This is a genomic window from Pseudoalteromonas sp. A22 (assembly GCF_018141345.1).
Lineage (GTDB): Bacteria > Pseudomonadota > Gammaproteobacteria > Enterobacterales > Alteromonadaceae > Pseudoalteromonas > Pseudoalteromonas maricaloris.
The window spans coordinates 1,147,609-1,163,386 of the sequence record NZ_CP047237.1; the positions used below are offsets into that span (position 1 = coordinate 1,147,609).

At 42.3% G+C, this 15,778-nt stretch carries 10 protein-coding genes; 2 read left to right on the forward strand and 8 right to left on the reverse strand.

Going from position 1 to position 15,778, the window contains the following annotated elements:
- Positions 1 to 114 precede the first annotated feature (114 nt).
- Complete coding sequence (locus GSF04_RS04655) at positions 115 to 681, reverse strand: hypothetical protein (protein ID WP_211856869.1); 567 nt, start codon at positions 679 to 681, stop codon at positions 115 to 117.
- Between the two features lie 458 nt (positions 682 to 1,139).
- Here GSF04_RS04655 and GSF04_RS04660 point away from each other — a divergent pair, with 458 nt between their 5' ends.
- Positions 1,140 to 4,022, forward strand: coding sequence for a hypothetical protein (locus tag GSF04_RS04660; RefSeq protein WP_211856870.1), 2,883 nt, complete (start codon positions 1,140 to 1,142; stop codon positions 4,020 to 4,022).
- Positions 4,023 to 4,056: 34 nt separating this feature from the next.
- On the opposite strand, the gene GSF04_RS04665 is transcribed toward GSF04_RS04660, so the two are convergent.
- The 3 genes from GSF04_RS04665 to GSF04_RS04675 form a co-directional block, all read right to left on the reverse strand.
- Positions 4,057 to 5,712, reverse strand: a complete 1,656-nt coding sequence (locus GSF04_RS04665) for a hypothetical protein (protein WP_211856871.1) — start codon at positions 5,710 to 5,712, stop codon at positions 4,057 to 4,059.
- Between the two features lie 66 nt (positions 5,713 to 5,778).
- Positions 5,779 to 7,698: an alkaline phosphatase PhoX gene (locus GSF04_RS04670; protein WP_211856872.1), complete on the reverse strand. Its 1,920-nt coding sequence runs from the start codon at positions 7,696 to 7,698 to the stop codon at positions 5,779 to 5,781.
- A 196-nt stretch (positions 7,699 to 7,894) separates the two neighbouring features.
- Positions 7,895 to 8,431 (reverse strand): lipocalin family protein, encoded by a 537-nt coding sequence (locus GSF04_RS04675; RefSeq protein WP_211856874.1) that lies wholly within the window; start codon positions 8,429 to 8,431, stop codon positions 7,895 to 7,897.
- Positions 8,432 to 8,733: 302 nt separating this feature from the next.
- Between GSF04_RS04675 and GSF04_RS04680 the strand changes: the two genes are divergently transcribed.
- A complete protein-coding gene (locus GSF04_RS04680) occupies positions 8,734 to 9,276 on the forward strand; it encodes a hypothetical protein (RefSeq protein ID WP_211857510.1) in 543 nt (180 codons plus the stop codon).
- 303 nt (positions 9,277 to 9,579) lie between these two features.
- Here GSF04_RS04680 and GSF04_RS04685 read toward each other — a convergent pair whose 3' ends face one another.
- From GSF04_RS04685 to GSF04_RS04700, 4 genes are all read right to left on the reverse strand, one after another.
- The gene (locus tag GSF04_RS04685) at positions 9,580 to 10,245 is read right to left on the reverse strand and encodes a class I SAM-dependent methyltransferase (protein WP_211856876.1); all 666 of its coding nucleotides are present in this window, start codon (positions 10,243 to 10,245) and stop codon (positions 9,580 to 9,582) included.
- 10 nt (positions 10,246 to 10,255) lie between these two features.
- Complete coding sequence (locus tag GSF04_RS04690; protein WP_211856877.1) at positions 10,256 to 13,915, reverse strand: AAA family ATPase; 3,660 nt, start codon at positions 13,913 to 13,915, stop codon at positions 10,256 to 10,258.
- Between the two features lie 4 nt (positions 13,916 to 13,919).
- The gene (sbcD, locus tag GSF04_RS04695; protein ID WP_211856878.1) at positions 13,920 to 15,119 is read right to left on the reverse strand and encodes an exonuclease subunit SbcD; all 1,200 of its coding nucleotides are present in this window, start codon (positions 15,117 to 15,119) and stop codon (positions 13,920 to 13,922) included.
- 81 nt (positions 15,120 to 15,200) lie between these two features.
- Positions 15,201 to 15,440 (reverse strand): hypothetical protein, encoded by a 240-nt coding sequence (locus GSF04_RS04700; protein WP_010376069.1) that lies wholly within the window; start codon positions 15,438 to 15,440, stop codon positions 15,201 to 15,203.
- Positions 15,441 to 15,778: the final 338 nt, after the last annotated feature.

Genomic DNA, 15,778 nt, shown 5'->3' on the forward strand with positions numbered 1-15,778 from the left:
AAATCCTGATCTAAGCGCTAAAGGAATACTATTGGTTAGTTAAATTCTGATCCAAAAAGCGAGAAGAGTAACTCAGCTCTGCTCCGAGCTTAAGTTTTATCTTACCTTCAAGGTCTATAGCGCTCTATGCTGCGCTAAAAAGTCACGAGTCAGTTCGTTGGCTTGAGTAATTTCTTCTGCTGACATTTTTCCCTCGAGATCTCTGATTGTCCACTCAACTCTGCCAAATACGTCACTGTTACTCACCACTTCTACAAAAAAGTAAGCAAAAGCGAGAGACTTAACATAATCCTGCCCACCAGTTTGTGGATCTAAGTGTTGAAAGCCAGAGATAAGCTTTAGCATCGAATTCTCACCACCTTGAAGTGCGACCTTGTGCGCTAAGCGATACTTAGTCGTGATAAATGCTTGTCGACGCGAAACTTGTTCATCTCTTGGGACATCTTTTAACTTCAGCTCATCAACCAGCTCAACGTCGCCTAGTAGCCAAAGCAAAGACACCGCTTTATCTGAGCCCTTTTCAGCAGCTTCTATCAACATGTCAACATAAGGGCCATCGCGATCTGCGCTGCCTAAGCACACTTTAAATTTTCTATGCATACTATCTATGATTTCATAGTACTCATCATTAGCATGCGCTTGTTCAGCCCAAGTGTCGAGTTCACTCTGCGTTTTAGGCACTCTTCTGCATATTCTTATTTTGTTTGCATTTTGAAACAGGCGCTCACGATCTAAATGATAAGATTGGGTTATGACTTCATTACTTACAGTTTTCTTGCTCGCATAAGCTTCTATTATGGAAGGTTTTTCAACGACATTAATATCGTTACTTACGGATATTTTATGAGTATTTTCGTACAAGCTCAGAGAAAATAGAATGCAAAGGCTAATAAAAATGACTATTACAGCTAACTTTTTCAATCAACAACCACTCCCAACTCTTCATGATTTACACAGAGATATAATTAGGTGAACCAGAATTAACTACTTACTGCTACCCAACAATAACTCGTGCTATATTCTTTCGACAAAAGGTTTTTCATAAAAAACAGCCAAACTAAGTTACTGATAATAAACAATGTAAGTAACTCATGATACCCCCTTAAATATAAAGTTCTTATAAAACAAAAGGATTATGTATGCAGAGTGTACATTTAAAAGTAAGTAATAGTTTTGCTCTAGCACTTCTTCTTACCGCTTCATTTGCTCAAGCTCAAAAAGAATTACCACAGTCTTATTTCAACCTCTCTGAAATTGGACAATTTGAAAAAGTTTTACACGCAGAGAAAAAACCAAATGGAGAGCATGAAATAGTATTAGTCGACACAATCGACAATTCTAATTATGTGACTTTCTTAGTCAAAAAAGATGATCGTTTTATCGTTAATCAAAGAATGTTACTTGGTGCAGCTACAAGTAAACATGTACTTATTACTGTAAATAACACTGCGTCTCAGTTTTTAGTCTTGGCAGCAGAAAATCGATTATTAGTTATTGATACTAATAGTAAAACTCTTGTTAATTCGACTGAAATATCAACATCTCCCATTGTTTCTTTGCAAAAATCGCCGTGGAAACAAAGCGAGGTGTTGATTACAACAGCAAGTTCAATATACGCAGTATCCATCGACAGTAATACCGAAGTTCGAAAACTATCTGATGTTGGTGGTAGCATGCTCGCAGGTAGCTTTACTGCTGAGAATCGTAAACAGATATTGCTGTCCACAGGAGCTATCTATGAGCTCATCGCGGAACAGTTAACGGTGGTGGGTAATGCCAATGCAGATGTATTATCTGGCAAAAACTTCTTAAAGACTTTAGATGAAAATAAGGACGGTATTCACGAAATCTTAATGCAAAATGACGCTGATTCTCAAGTTGAGATCTTTGATAGTATTTCTCAACGAGTTGAAGCTATTTTCGGACTGCCAGATGAACACCGAATAGTCCATCCAATAAATCAAACAGAAACTGATAAGTTGATAACTTGGTCATCGCACACAAGAGGCTTCGAACGGCAGTTTGAGCGATACCGATACTGTGTTAGAGACTTAAAAAGAAATGCTCCCGCAGCAAAATGCTATCGCTTCGATCATGACCTTGCATATTTCCATCGTTTTATAACCTACTATGGAGACATCACTTTCGATGGTAAAGTAGATTTGATTTATACTACTGAATTTAACAGTCAAAACATTATTTTTGATACTCATGTCGCTTCACAGCAAGCCATGCTACCAGAATATGATGTTCGCTGTATGCATTCTCAGCAGAATATGGTTGAGGATGTCAACAACGATCAAGCGCAATTATCTTGCCACTCCAAAGCGCTTTTTGAAAGTGCAATGAGCGGGGGAATTCACACCAAGAACATGAGAACCAAAATCAGCTTACAAAACAGCGATACACTCTCAACGTATACGTATGATTCTGAATTTGCTGAGTACCTCACAAGCAAAAAGTTTGAATTTTATGATGACTTCAACAACGATGGAAAGCTAGATAAACTCTTCTATACGTATTTGTTACTCGACAAATATCCTCATCGCTTCATTGTTACCACTCAAGAAGAAGCCAATGAAAACAGTCTAGATAGTGCTACTCTCCCTCTAGAGTTTCATTTCGAACCACTTAAAAAGCTTGTCTACGCAAGAACGATAGAGAGCCATCTATTGCATGGGTTATATGTTCAAGTGCAGGATTCTACATGGTATTACCAATTTAATTCAGAATTTCAGCAAATTGGTGACGGGTCATATGTCGACATAGCATCTGCAGCATACCATGAAGAAATTGGCACTTATGCCTTAACGAAAGATGGTGCCATTCTTGTGATCAATACGAGCGAAACTCCACTTCCAATCACCAAAGTGTGTGAAGGTGATGTGCCGGTCGGGTTACACCAAAGTGGCCCACATTCACTGATCTATTCTTGCAGTACAAAGTTCGGCCAGCTTGATACATTTTCTCAGCAAATTGATTGGGAAATCAATGGGGTTGCCAATAACGGCTATGTTAATACTTCGGTAGTGAACGATAGTAAGTTTTTGGTGACATCTGGATCCGCTCCCCAAGTGTTTGAAATCGCAAAAGGTCAGCCAAATCAGGAAGTAATACCGCCACTCGACTATAGAGTTCATATTAGCGAGCAATTATCTATTACGCTACCAGAAAAACATGAAAATACCTCCTACGCTTTCACAAATTTCACCCGTCATGGGGAGCTAAGCTCAATAGATCCTGCACCTAGTCAGCGCTTTTTATATCAGCCACAGTCTCTTGGCCATGAATACATAGAATATAGTGCAACGCAAGGAGAGTGGGAAGTCGCAAAAGGGGACATCAACATTGAAGTCTACAATGCCCAACCACAAGTAAACAATATTGAAGTGGCTACTCACTGGAATAAGCCTTTAAAGATTACATTACCTGCAAAAGACGAAGACTCAACATCTTTAAGCTATTCCTTGCTAGATAAAGAAAATATAGAAGGGCTCACATCGCTTGATAGAGAAGCCGGGATTTTACTATTTACACCCACATCTTGTTGCGGTGACGTCCATATACAATACAAAGTAAATGATGGTTATGTGGACTCTGAAACTGGCATTGTATCGATTAAACTCACCAACAGCACACCAACAGCCGAGAACTTGGCGTTTGATGCTGTACGAAATGAGCTGACAACAATTAAACTTGATGGTAACGATGCTGACTCAGACTTACTTATTTACACTGTGAGTAACCCAAATAAGCTTGTAAATTTCATTCTTGATAGCCAAACGGGGGTTGTAAAATTTACAGCGAATGAAAGTACACCACAAAATTTCCACTTTGAGTACTTTGTGTCTGATGGTTTCGCGAACTCAGAAACTAAAATGGTTGAAATCAGTGTGAAAAATCAGCCAAAAACACCACCCGAGAAAGATTCTGGCAACATGAATATGCTTTTACTTATTTTACTCCTAGGGACCTTCGTCCTGAGATCCCCAAAGCATCTGTTAACCTTTAAAAAAGGTTAACTCTAAGGTAGGAGCTCATTGAGCTCCTACCATTTTACTCACCTTTATTCCAATCCAGCTGCATATCCCATACATATCGGTGCTCTGGCTCTAGAGGCTGTTGAGAATCATCGACTTGTTCAAGCACATTACGCGCTTTTACTATAGTGGCGTCACGACCGAATAGGTAACTTTGCTCTTTGACAATGGTCAAGTAGGCTTTATTCAGTGCCAGCGCACGTGGTTTTGATGGTGTGATCAATTCATAAAGGTTTTTCGCAGACTGCACTTTTTTGCTGTTTACCGTGCCATCTTCGTTAAACCAGCGCATTAGCATCTCTTGGTTTTGCCTAAACTCATCACCGCCGCCAACACGCATCATATAGGTCAAGAACTCCCCCTGCTCTTCGCCTTTGTTAGGTACATCTTGCATCTCTTTTAAATTGATATAACCCCAACCCAGTTTGCCTTCGACTTTACGCGCAAACGAGAAGGTTTGGTCATAGGTTGAGCCAATGGTTTTGTGACAACCATTACAAAAAGCAAGCTCTTGCTCATGTTGTGGACGAAGTGCACCATTTTTGTCTTCAATATAACCGTTAATCGTCCAACCAAAGTTGTTATTGATCCCTTGGTCGCCCAAATAAAGCGTTTGTGGGTAATTTTCGAATGACTTTTCTTTCGCTTCTCTGTAGTAGGCAGCACCGAGTGATTGTTTGGATTTAAAGTTGTGCTTCTTCATGTAGCGCACTTCTTTCATTCTTGGCGCATTAAATACTTGGCCGTTATCATCTACCCCAATATACCGAACGGTGTGTAAAAACTCAGTGTCTTGTGGGTATAACTGATGAGCAAGCTCGATAGTATTGGCATCACCAAGGTAACGTTCACTGCGCAGCATGCTGGTGATTTGTGTGAGTTTGCCATCACCATTCAAATCTACGCCAACTCGCGATTCAGAAATCACTGGCGTTGATATTTCGTCAAGCCCCTTTACAGCCATTTCAACCAGACTTAAGTTGGCAAGGTAAACGTCCTGATTATACGTTTCGCCCTTTTCTCTGAAGACGTCAGCAAGGCGGATCATGACATCTCCTGTAGAGCCATTGGTTGGCCAGAAAGTACTAGGAAAAGGCTTATAATTGAATGCCACCCAGCCACTGCCGTCTTTTGCTATACCAAGCTCATCGAAGGCTTTTTCCGGATATGCCAAGTTGTTAAGCGGGGTAATCTCACCTTTCCAGTCAGGGTTATTTTTTAGTTTTTCGATGAAAGGGCTGTAATTATCTTGGTTGACCCAGTTAGTAATATCTTGATCTGAGATACCTTTGATAAGCTCAGAACGATCTTTAAACAAATTTTTCCAGTGGTTTTTAAATCCAAGATCGGAAAACTCATAGGCGCCTTGTAAATTGGCATCACGCATCATGTTTGGTCGGTTTTTTTCATCATATGATTGATGGCAGGCATAGCAAGGGTTATTCACGCCATCCGTTTTGGTGTAACACTGAGGGGGGATCACTGATTCAGGGTTATAGACTTCATTGTGCTGCATAAATGCGGCCGCAGGAATATCATCACCCTGCTTATAAGGTGTTGTAGTTTGCGCCGACATAAGTGCGGTATTGGTTAGCCCTTGAGTCTGTTCATCATTACAACCAAACAAGGCTACGCTCGTCAATGCCACTAGAGTTAGGCTAACGTATTTCATTTTTATGACTCCAAAATTTTGCTAAAAAAAAGCAGCGCACCATGAAGTGCGCTGCTACTTGCTTAATTATTTTGCTTTAGGGTCATAAAGCCAAAGCGTGTTGTTTTCTTGGAAGCCATCTTCACCAATGATGATGCGACCATCTTCCATTACGATTACGTTATCAGGCTGCGAAAGCTGATTGACGTCACAACGCTCAGCGCCAGTTAGTGACGAGCGGTAAGTTGCCCCCATGACAACCGGTTCAATGCGAGTTAAGTTATAGTTGTTATCGATATGAGCACGGTATACACCGCCACAATCTTTAACACGCGCAGAAAGCTGCATGTCACCTTCGCCATCAATCATGGTGTTGTCGATATCCGAGATACCGATATACATATAGGCTTTATCTACCACCTCACCGGCAACAACATCTTGACCAGTTACCGCCTCAAGTACGCGGTTATGGTTGATGCTTAAGCCTTCAAGTTTACGCCATTCAGCCGTAGCGCCTTTTTGGCGTGCAGCCTGACGAGACTCAAGGAAGATAGCACGGTTGTCCATCGCTTTACCTGCCGTTACTTTACCGCCACCGTTTGCAACAGTTGGATAAGTTGCAGCGCCTTCTGCCCACGCTTTTACATCAGCAACAGACAGATAGCTTGTTTGACCTTCAACATAGTCAGTCTCATTGATGCCGTCGTATTCGGCCACCCAAGTTTCAATCTGTGCATTACTGCCGCTACCAAGCTCAACCCAGCTAATGTCAAAGCCAGTTACAGCCGGATCGGTAAGGCCTGCATCTTGAGTTAGCTTTGCTGCGTATAGGGTACCTGCACTTAAGTCTTCTGGTTGATCTGCAACAAATTTAAATAGTACGCCACCGGTATCATCTTGTGAGGAATAGACAGTACGACGGTCAGGCATTACAACTGAGTTTTCATGCTCATAACGACCGATTGTAAAGTGTTTTACAACATCAGGCGTTTCGGTTGTAGGATTTTTGATTTCTGCAATGTAACCGTAGCGATAAGGGTTAGGGAAATCAGGTGCCATTAACGCTTCCATTGTGTCATTACCTGTTTCAGCAGGGTTATTCCACTGTGGATCTTGTGTTGAATCAACTTCAGACCAGACAATCCATTCTTCCGAAGTCAGCGGTGTGCCCCAAGGTGATACTGAACCAAAGCAGTTAGCAGCAGTGCCTTTAACACCGTCAAAGTCTACCATCATGGCTTCTTCGATTGACCATTTACCCGTTGTCGCTTTACTCATTTTCAAACGACTGACACCACCTGGGTACGCTTCCCAGTTTGTGAATAGGTAACCTGTATTTGCATCGACTGGAATATAACCATTGAAATCAGGGTTATCATTTTTAATGATTTCTTCACCAGTTGTGATGCTGTAATGTACACCCAAACCACCTGCTAACCCCTTAGTGCCAAGGTTTGCGAATGTATCACCTGTTTGGCCTAGAATTTGATATTGACCAATTGCAGAAATCACGGTTTGTTGTTCCATGGTCGAAGCAGGAACTGGCGCGCTTGGGATATTTGCAGGTAAATTATTAAAGTTCACACCGGTTAGTACACCGACAGTACCCGTATTGAATGGCTTGCTATTGAACTTATCAGTAGCTGTGTTGGTATCATTTGGGTGCTGAACATTGAAGAACAAGTCACCCCCTTCAGAAAGAAATAGACCAGTTACTTCAGCACCAGCAGGGACGGTTGCGATGCGAACAAGGCCAGGTACGCTGTAACTACCATCACGACCATTTTGGCCGTCTTGTCCATTTTGACCGTCCTGGCCGTCAGTACCATTTTGTCCATTTGTGCCGTTTGTACCATTTGAGCCATTAGTACCGTTTGCACCATCTTGGCCAGCAGTACCCTGCTCACCTTGAGGACCCGCAGGACCTTGTGCTCCGTCGTCACCATCACAGGCTGTAAGTGCCATTGCAACTGCCGCTGCAATAAGAGAATATGCTACACGCTTCATGAGTTACTCCAGTTCCTAAGTATTATTTTTTGTAAAGCGTGCAACAGTGTGAAGTGTTCCTGTTACAGTTGACTGAATGATTTATTAACCATTTCCTACAGGAATAAGACACTTAGACTCAACTCACATACAGCCTCCCTTTTGTTAGTAAGTTAAAGTACCCACAAAAGGAACTTTAGTGTAAAGGGGGTTTACACTATTCTTTTTGAACGGGTTCGTGTCTCATATAGATAAGTTCATTGGTGTTAAAACCATATTGTTCTGACATGGTTTTAAACTGATTCATTACGGTATCGGGCACTTTAGGTGCTCTAGAAAGCAACCAAAGGTAATCACGATTGTAGCTGGTAACAAATGCATACTGGTAATCTTCATCTAACTCGAATACCACATAACTGCCATAAAATGGACCAAAAAATGACACTTTCAAATGCGCTATTTCATCATTTGCAACAAACTTAGCTTTGCCAACCGCTTCTTTCCACTCTCCTTCCTCTGTTACATATCCCCTATTTACGACTTTAATTGAACCATCAGGATTTTGGCTATACGTTGCCGTGACGTTCTGCATTCCCCTTTCAAATGAATGATCTAATCGCGCGATTTCATACCAAGTGCCCGTATAGCGCTCAACATTAAAGTCTTTAACTGGTTTAATGCCCTCAGGCAGCCCTGTGCATGCTGAAACTGCAAGCACTAAAATCGCTGTGAAAAATAACTGTGGTACTTTCATATAAGTTCTCCATATTCCATCTTGATGTCATACGTAGTAACCAAACACTAAGATTAACGATAGGTTCGATTTTTACCTAGGGCCTGTTGATCTTTAAAGTTTGTTTTTGCAGCAGTTTGATTGCCATTTATACAAGGAAGAGCCTGTGTAGCATAGTTATTCTATGTGAGTCAGGCGATAACGCATTAGAAATGCCAATCAGGCCCTAGTAAAAGCAAAATTTAATTCAAACCCTTACCATGCCAATTTCACCTTATTTATTTTAAACTTACGTGTAAATGAATAGATCGCAGCAAAGTATGATTAATACAGCACAGAGCAAAAAAATACTAACTCATGGTTTGGGTGTAGCAACGGGTAAAGTTGCGTTTTATATTGAACATCCACCACGCATAGAACCTTATAATAATTTAATACAAGTCAGTGCGTTAGCGAGTGGGGAGATCGAACATATTAATGCGCATTGTGGCAATGGTTGGCGGAAAATCTTCAATGTTTTTGCCAAGTTTTTATTTGCTGCAAGACTGCCAGATCACGATATTACTAACTATTCAACTTGGCAGTCATATCGTGATAGCGCATTACTTCAAGCTTCAAGTCAAGAAGCCCTGCTCTTCTCAACGCCTGATTTTTCAGCAAAAACATACGATTGGCATATTATTGCAGGACGCACCTACGCGAAATCATTGCTCAGAGATCAGGTTTTTACTAACAATCTAATTTGGCTAGATGATGAGTTCGCCATTGACTATAACTTGCGCCTTATCATTTCGCCATTTTTGGATTATCGCCAACTTAGTGATATAAAAATCAATAAGTTAGTGGGAATAATAAGACAAGGTTAGATATTAGGCGGCGACTAAACTGCATGCCAAGTTGTGAAGAGATCAAATTTTTACTAAGTAAAATACTGATCTACTTCCTGTATCTTCGTCATTGAGATCAAAGTTTTACTAACCTTTTAGAAGTAAATGACCTGAGGTTAGATAAAGCGCGGTGACGCCAGTGGTGGTGCAGCAATTGACTTGGTATAGATCACTATTTTACTAACTTAATACAAGCTACGTTGAAAAAGTAAGAAAGGAAAGGCCACACCCGAATATGGTCTGGCTGATTTATCCGAAGCTCAGGTTATTTAGATAAAAAAGCTACTGCTTATCTACCACAAAGCCCGCAAAGCCAAGGGCTTTAAAGAAAGGTTTGGCAATGCCAAACCCTGCGATGTCTAGCAGCTCTGCAAGGCGCATTTTATCCACGGGGTAAAACTCATGTTCTAAATTCACCCTCATACGCTGCTCGCCAACATCTGTCAGCCCAAGTTGTTTGCAAACGATTAATTGCGCTTCACGTTCAAAGCTTGTCACAGGTTTTTCTAAGTCGGCAATAAAAAGGCGTCCATTCGACTTTAGCTGCTCACTCATTTGTTTAAACAAGCTTGCTTTATCGCCGTTATCTTTTACAAAGTGCATCACCAGCAAGCACAGTACTGCATCCGCTTGGTAGGCCTGTGGTGAAATCGCGCCATGATGGATCTGCACACGCTCCTGTAGGCCCAACTTAGTAAAATGCTGATCTGCAATCGCCAACATATCAGCAGATACATCTTGCGCTATAAACCGCCAACTTGGGTTTAGCTGAGCAAGCTCTACAATTTCTTTGCCTGTCCCTGCACCCACAACCAAAATGGTTGCGCTATCTGGGTAAAGTGCTAAAAGTTGCGCCCCGGTAAGTTGGTGAATTAACGCATAACCTGGCACCAGTTTTGTGATCCTAGAGTCGTAGTTTTGGGCTTCTTCGCCCGTAAAAGTCGGCATCCAAATTTCCTTATGTTTGTGGTACTAAATTTAAAGATGAGTAGCCTCCCGGCTGTTTATTCACATGGATTCGGGTGGCAATCCGCTCGCTCATCTGAGCAACATGCGAGATCACGCCAACCTTGCGGCCTTGTGATTGCAACGCGTCTAGTGCATCAATTGCGACACCTAGCGTCTCGGGGTCTAACGTACCAAACCCTTCATCAATGAATAATGAATGTATTTGCACTTTATTTGATGAAAGCGCGGCAAGTCCAAGTGCTAAAGATAAAGATACCAAGAAGGACTCTCCTCCAGATAAGGTGTTGACGCTACGTTGTTCGTCAGCCATGTCTTTATCTATGACCGCAATTTCTAAAGATTGCTCGATATTGGTAAGCAGATAACGTCTAGAAAGCGTATGCAATTGCTGGTTAGCATACTGCAATAAGATTTTTAACGTTTGCGTTTGCGCCCAATTACGCAACTTTTTGCCTGTTGCGTCGCCTAATAGCTTATCTAGCAAATGCCATTGCTCGTAGTCTTGTTGCAACTGAGCGAGATTTGCCGCTTGCAAAGAGAACTGTTGTTTATTCTGAGCATCGACCTCTAATGCACTTTGCACTTGTAGTAACTGATTTTGAGTTTGTTCAAGTGCTTGCGTCGTCTCGGCATGACTTTGCTTAACTTGTTCACTATCAACTCCATCAGGGTACTTATTTTCAAGTTGGCTGAGTTCTTCACGCTGATGACTAAGCTGCAGCTTAGTGTTTTGAAAGGCTTGCTGAACTTGCGCACACTTTTCTAAATTCGCTCGCACTTCATCCAACGAAACCTCAAGTAACGCTAGTACTTTTACTTTGTCTAGTTGCCCTTGCTGGTCGAGCAACCATTGTTCAAAGCGCGCATTAAGCTGCTGCAACCGCGATGTTTGCTCGGCAATTTGCTTTTCTAGCTGGGTCAGACTGTGTTGGGTCTTTTCACGTTGTGCTTCGGTTTGGCTCAGCGCCAACTGGGTTTGTGTGATCTGCTCTCGGCTTTGCTGTTCTTGCTGCTTCAGCTCTGCAATCCAATCATCTAATCTGGTGTGCTGCTGTGGTAAGTATTCAGTACGTTCGCGATTGAGGCGTTCAATATTCTGCTGATGTTGTAAAAGCGTATGTTCTAATTCTTCAAGCCGCTGCGCCTCATCTTGTTTTTGTTGACTGACAAGATGTAATTGATGCTCAAGCTGAACTTTATTCGCCGTTAACGCATCTGTACGCTCGGTGGTTTTTAGCCAAGTTTGCACCCCCGTTTTAAGTTGGCTAATGGCAGCTTGAGGAGATGAATCAAAGTTTTGCCACCACGACTTATCGGAAATTAACGCTTCAAGTCGATTGCGTAAGGCGTCTACTGTCTGTGATAGCTGCTCATATTCGGTTCGCAAAAAGGCAATATGATTGCCTAAATCATGGTGCTGCTGCTGAAGTGCCTGCCCTTTATGTTTAGCCTGCTCGAGGTGTTGTTGTGCCTGCTGAACCGATTGCCACTGGCGGTCGATATTATTGCGTAACTTGGATAGTTCATTTAGCCGTGACTGAATACTCACGAGTTGCAATTCAGCTTGCTCAGCGCTGCCAACTTTATACTCATCGCTCAACGCGTCTAGTCGAGCGCGATTCTCATTTATTTGCTTAGTGCAGTGAGCAATTTCCTGAGTGACTGACTGCCATAGCGCATTCTCACGCTCCTTTTCACCGACTTGCTGATTATAACGCTGCAACACTTGTTCACGAGCTTGCTCAGCAGCTTGATACTGAGACCGAAAATCCGATAGTAGCTGTTCCCAGTGGGCATCGATGTGCTCCACACCATAAGGATGTTCTTTTGAGCCACACACCATGCATTCTTGCCCTGCCCGCAGTTGAGAGCGTAAATCGCTGATCCGCTCACTTGCGCGTAACTGCACTTGCTCCAAGTTATCACGAGTTAGGGCTAGGCGCTGCTTAGACAACTCGTCTTGCTGCTTGGTATCTCGGATCAGTATCTCAAGCCTTTCCAAGCCAATATGATGTTGAGTTTGTTGCGATCGTAACTGATGCAGCAAGGCATCCCCTTCTTCGATACTACGATAGGCTTGCACGCATAGAGACCAGTTCTGCAATGCCAAATTTAGGTCTTGTTGAGTCAAAGGTGCGAGTGCTTCTTTTAACGCTGAGAGCGCGCTGGCTTCGGTGTCGTAAACCTTTTGTAGGTGCTGTACCTCAGCCTCATGTTTGCTCAATTGTGTACCTAACGCTTGCTGTTCGTTCGGTAATTTTTGCAACTGGGTTTCATGATCGTTGCGTTGTTGTTGGTACTTTTGCAGATCATCGAATTGAGGTTGAACCACGCTCCATTGCCCGGCAATATTGCTAACTGAGTGCAAGTTCGCTTGCTCATGCTCTAGCTGCTTTAATTCAGTAGCGATTTCGCCTTGTTGCACTTGATACTTCTGTATCGCAGCCTCATGTTGCGCAATAAGATTGGCGTGCTTATCGAGATAAGGCTTAGTTTCTCGTTCTTGCGCTTTGTGTAGACTCAGCTTTTCATCCAATAGACGAATGGTGTTAAAGCTTGGTTCTAACTTTAAAAAATTGGCTTGCTGCGTAATAAGCTGCTGTTCCAGTTGCTGCTGTTTTGCTTTGAGCGTTGTAATAGTGGATTCAAAATCTTGTTGCTGCAGTGCTAGTCGTTCTTGAGATAGCTGCGCAACGCGCTTATCCGCCAGCTCATGCTGCTCGCGGTTATCACGCATCTCATTGGCTTTTAAGACTTGCTGCGCATATTCCTGCTGTGGCTTTCCCTCTTCTATTTGCTGCTCAAGCATTTTTAGCGTGTGTTCCACCTCAGCTATTTTTTGCTTTCTTAGCTCGACATCCGCGAGCCATTGCAGCTGAGCTTGCAGCTTTGTGCTTGTTTCTTGTTGTCGATTTCTTGTATCAAGCAATCCCAACTTTTGTGCTTCAAGTTCGGTAATCTGCTCTGGTGACAAAAGCACAATTTGACCTAGCCTATCTTGCAGGGATTGCAGCTCGACTTTCTTTTGTTTGTGCGCTTCAAAAACCGCTTTACCGATATTGCTGAACTTTTCGGTACCCGTAAGACATTCTAGTAACTGAGCCCGTTCATCTCCCCCTGCCTTCAAAAACGCGGAAAATTCATGCTGAGCAAGCAGCACAGCTCGAGTAAACTGTTCAAAGTTAAGCCCGACTAGCTGTTCGATTCTTTGTTCTGTTTCTTTTTTCTTCTCACAGACTAGGGTCATATCAGGTAGGCTAAACAACTCAATAGTGGCGGTTTTTAAATTACCTTTAGGGCTTTTTCTAGCGCGCTCTACCGACCAAATAGCTTGATAACGTTTGCTATCTTGAGCAATAAAAACCACGCTAGCAGATGCCGCAACACAGCCCCGACGCAATAAGTTTCGCGGGTCGTTTAACTTAATGTTATCGCCATTAAAGGCAACTTTCTCTTTGTCGTCCGATTTTAACCGTGCGGTTTTGCCATAAAATGCAAGGCAAACCGCATCCAGTAAAGTGCTTTTTCCCGCCCCTGTATCACCAGTAATGGCATAAAGACCGGTGTCTTTGAGTGGTGCCGCAGTAAAGTCGACTTCTGCACTTTCTATAGAGGCAAGGTTGGTGATTAATATTTTTTCAAGTTTCATTGCACTACTCCTCCATGCTCGCGATCACTTCTGCTAACTTTTCATGTAATGTCGCGGGTGCTTTTTCCTGCTCTGGTTCAATTTCGCGATAGGCAATATCCAACAAGGTATTGGGCGATAACGATTCAACTTTGCCCAAATCTTCAAACAACCACTCACTGGTAGCTGCGCCTTTAGACACCCGCTCAATACCACAAAACTTAATATCCTTTCCTTTTAGCGCTTCATCAATCTCGGCTCGAAAGCGGCTATTGGTTTCCGCTGCAGATAATTTTAAGCGAATATAGGGAGCGCTATCGAACTTGCTAAAATCCTGCGCCGCGATAGCTTCGCATAATTCAGTCAAGCGCTTTGCACCATCTTCAGGGATATATAACACATCTTTAAAACGGGGAACGTAAAGGGGGTTTACATCGACCAGACCTTGCTCGTTAAATTCAGCGAGCAATACCTGATGCTTATAATTGCGTTCGGAAAATGACATTGGCAAAGGTGTGCCGCAGTATCTGATAGCACTTTGCTTAGCGACGGTTTGCGCTTTATGTAAATGACCTAACGCAACATAGTCAAACTGCTCGCCAAACACGCCTGCAGATACCGCATCAAAACCGCCAATGTTGAGGTTACGCTCAGAATCTTCAGAAATCGTTCCCCCCATGGCGTGCAGATGCCCCATTAGCACAATAGGACCTTTCACTTCTTCTATCGTGCTTAGCGCATGCTGATAAGCTAATTGCACCCCGGTTTGATAGTCAAACTCGTCATCTAGCGCTTTTGGTAAATCAGCACTGCGCAAAAATGGCATTGCCACAACATGCATATGCTGCGCTGCGATAGGTAAATCGATAACAACTTGTTCAGGCGCTTGTTTGTTAAAGCGTCCAATAACATGGGTGTTGAATAAGGTTAAGAGTGGTTTTGCGGTTTCAATGCGATTAGCGGAATCGTGGTTGCCTGCAATCAGAATAATGTGCAGCTGAGGGCACAGTTGAGATGCTTTTTGGATAAAGGTATACAGTTGCTTTTCAGCACTGGCGGGCGGTGTTGCGGTATGAAAAATATCACCGCTGATCAACAGTACATCGACTTGCTGTTCAACCAGCGCATCGCATAGCCAGTCTAAAAACAGCTGATGCTCTTCACTGCGATCATGCTCGTAAAACGATTGCCCTAAGTGCCAGTCAGACGTGTGTAAAACCTTCATTTAGCGTTCCTTTTCCTATAGAAACGCTAATATAGCATCGTCGAGCAATATTCGTCTTGTGAATATTGACGCTTTAACAGCTTAGTGAGTCAACTGCCACCAAGCAAAAATGATTATAGGTAATGCCAGTAAAAAGAATTTAGCAGGTAACTTGAAAACACGACTATGCTTATCTTGCACGCGTTTAATCGCCGATTTCTCGTTACAGGCAGCTACTTTATCAACATAAAAATAGCCGTCATCTAAATAATCTTTACAGTTTTGTTCGTCTGCAGGAATTGCAACAAACTTCTCTTGTTTTTTTAGTATGTAGAAATCCATACTGCCCACCACATTCGATTCGCTAAACGGGTATTTAGTACAGAGCAAAACTAACGCCAGTTTTACCCAGAGATTGTAAAGTGCGCGATTTTAAAGACAAACTTGGGTCAATATCAACAACTAATTTTGTTTTCTTTATTTATTTATAAAATGTAGACAATAACCCAGCAAAATACCTTTTTGGCATACAAATTAATTTTTTTGAGCATTGTATTTTTTCTATCAAAAACAACAGATTAAAAAACACTCAAAACAGCGTAATTTCAGTCGTGCCTAAATCTTGTTACTTTATCTCAAAACTTTGATTTATGTGTTTTTATTTGTCAGTTTATTGACAC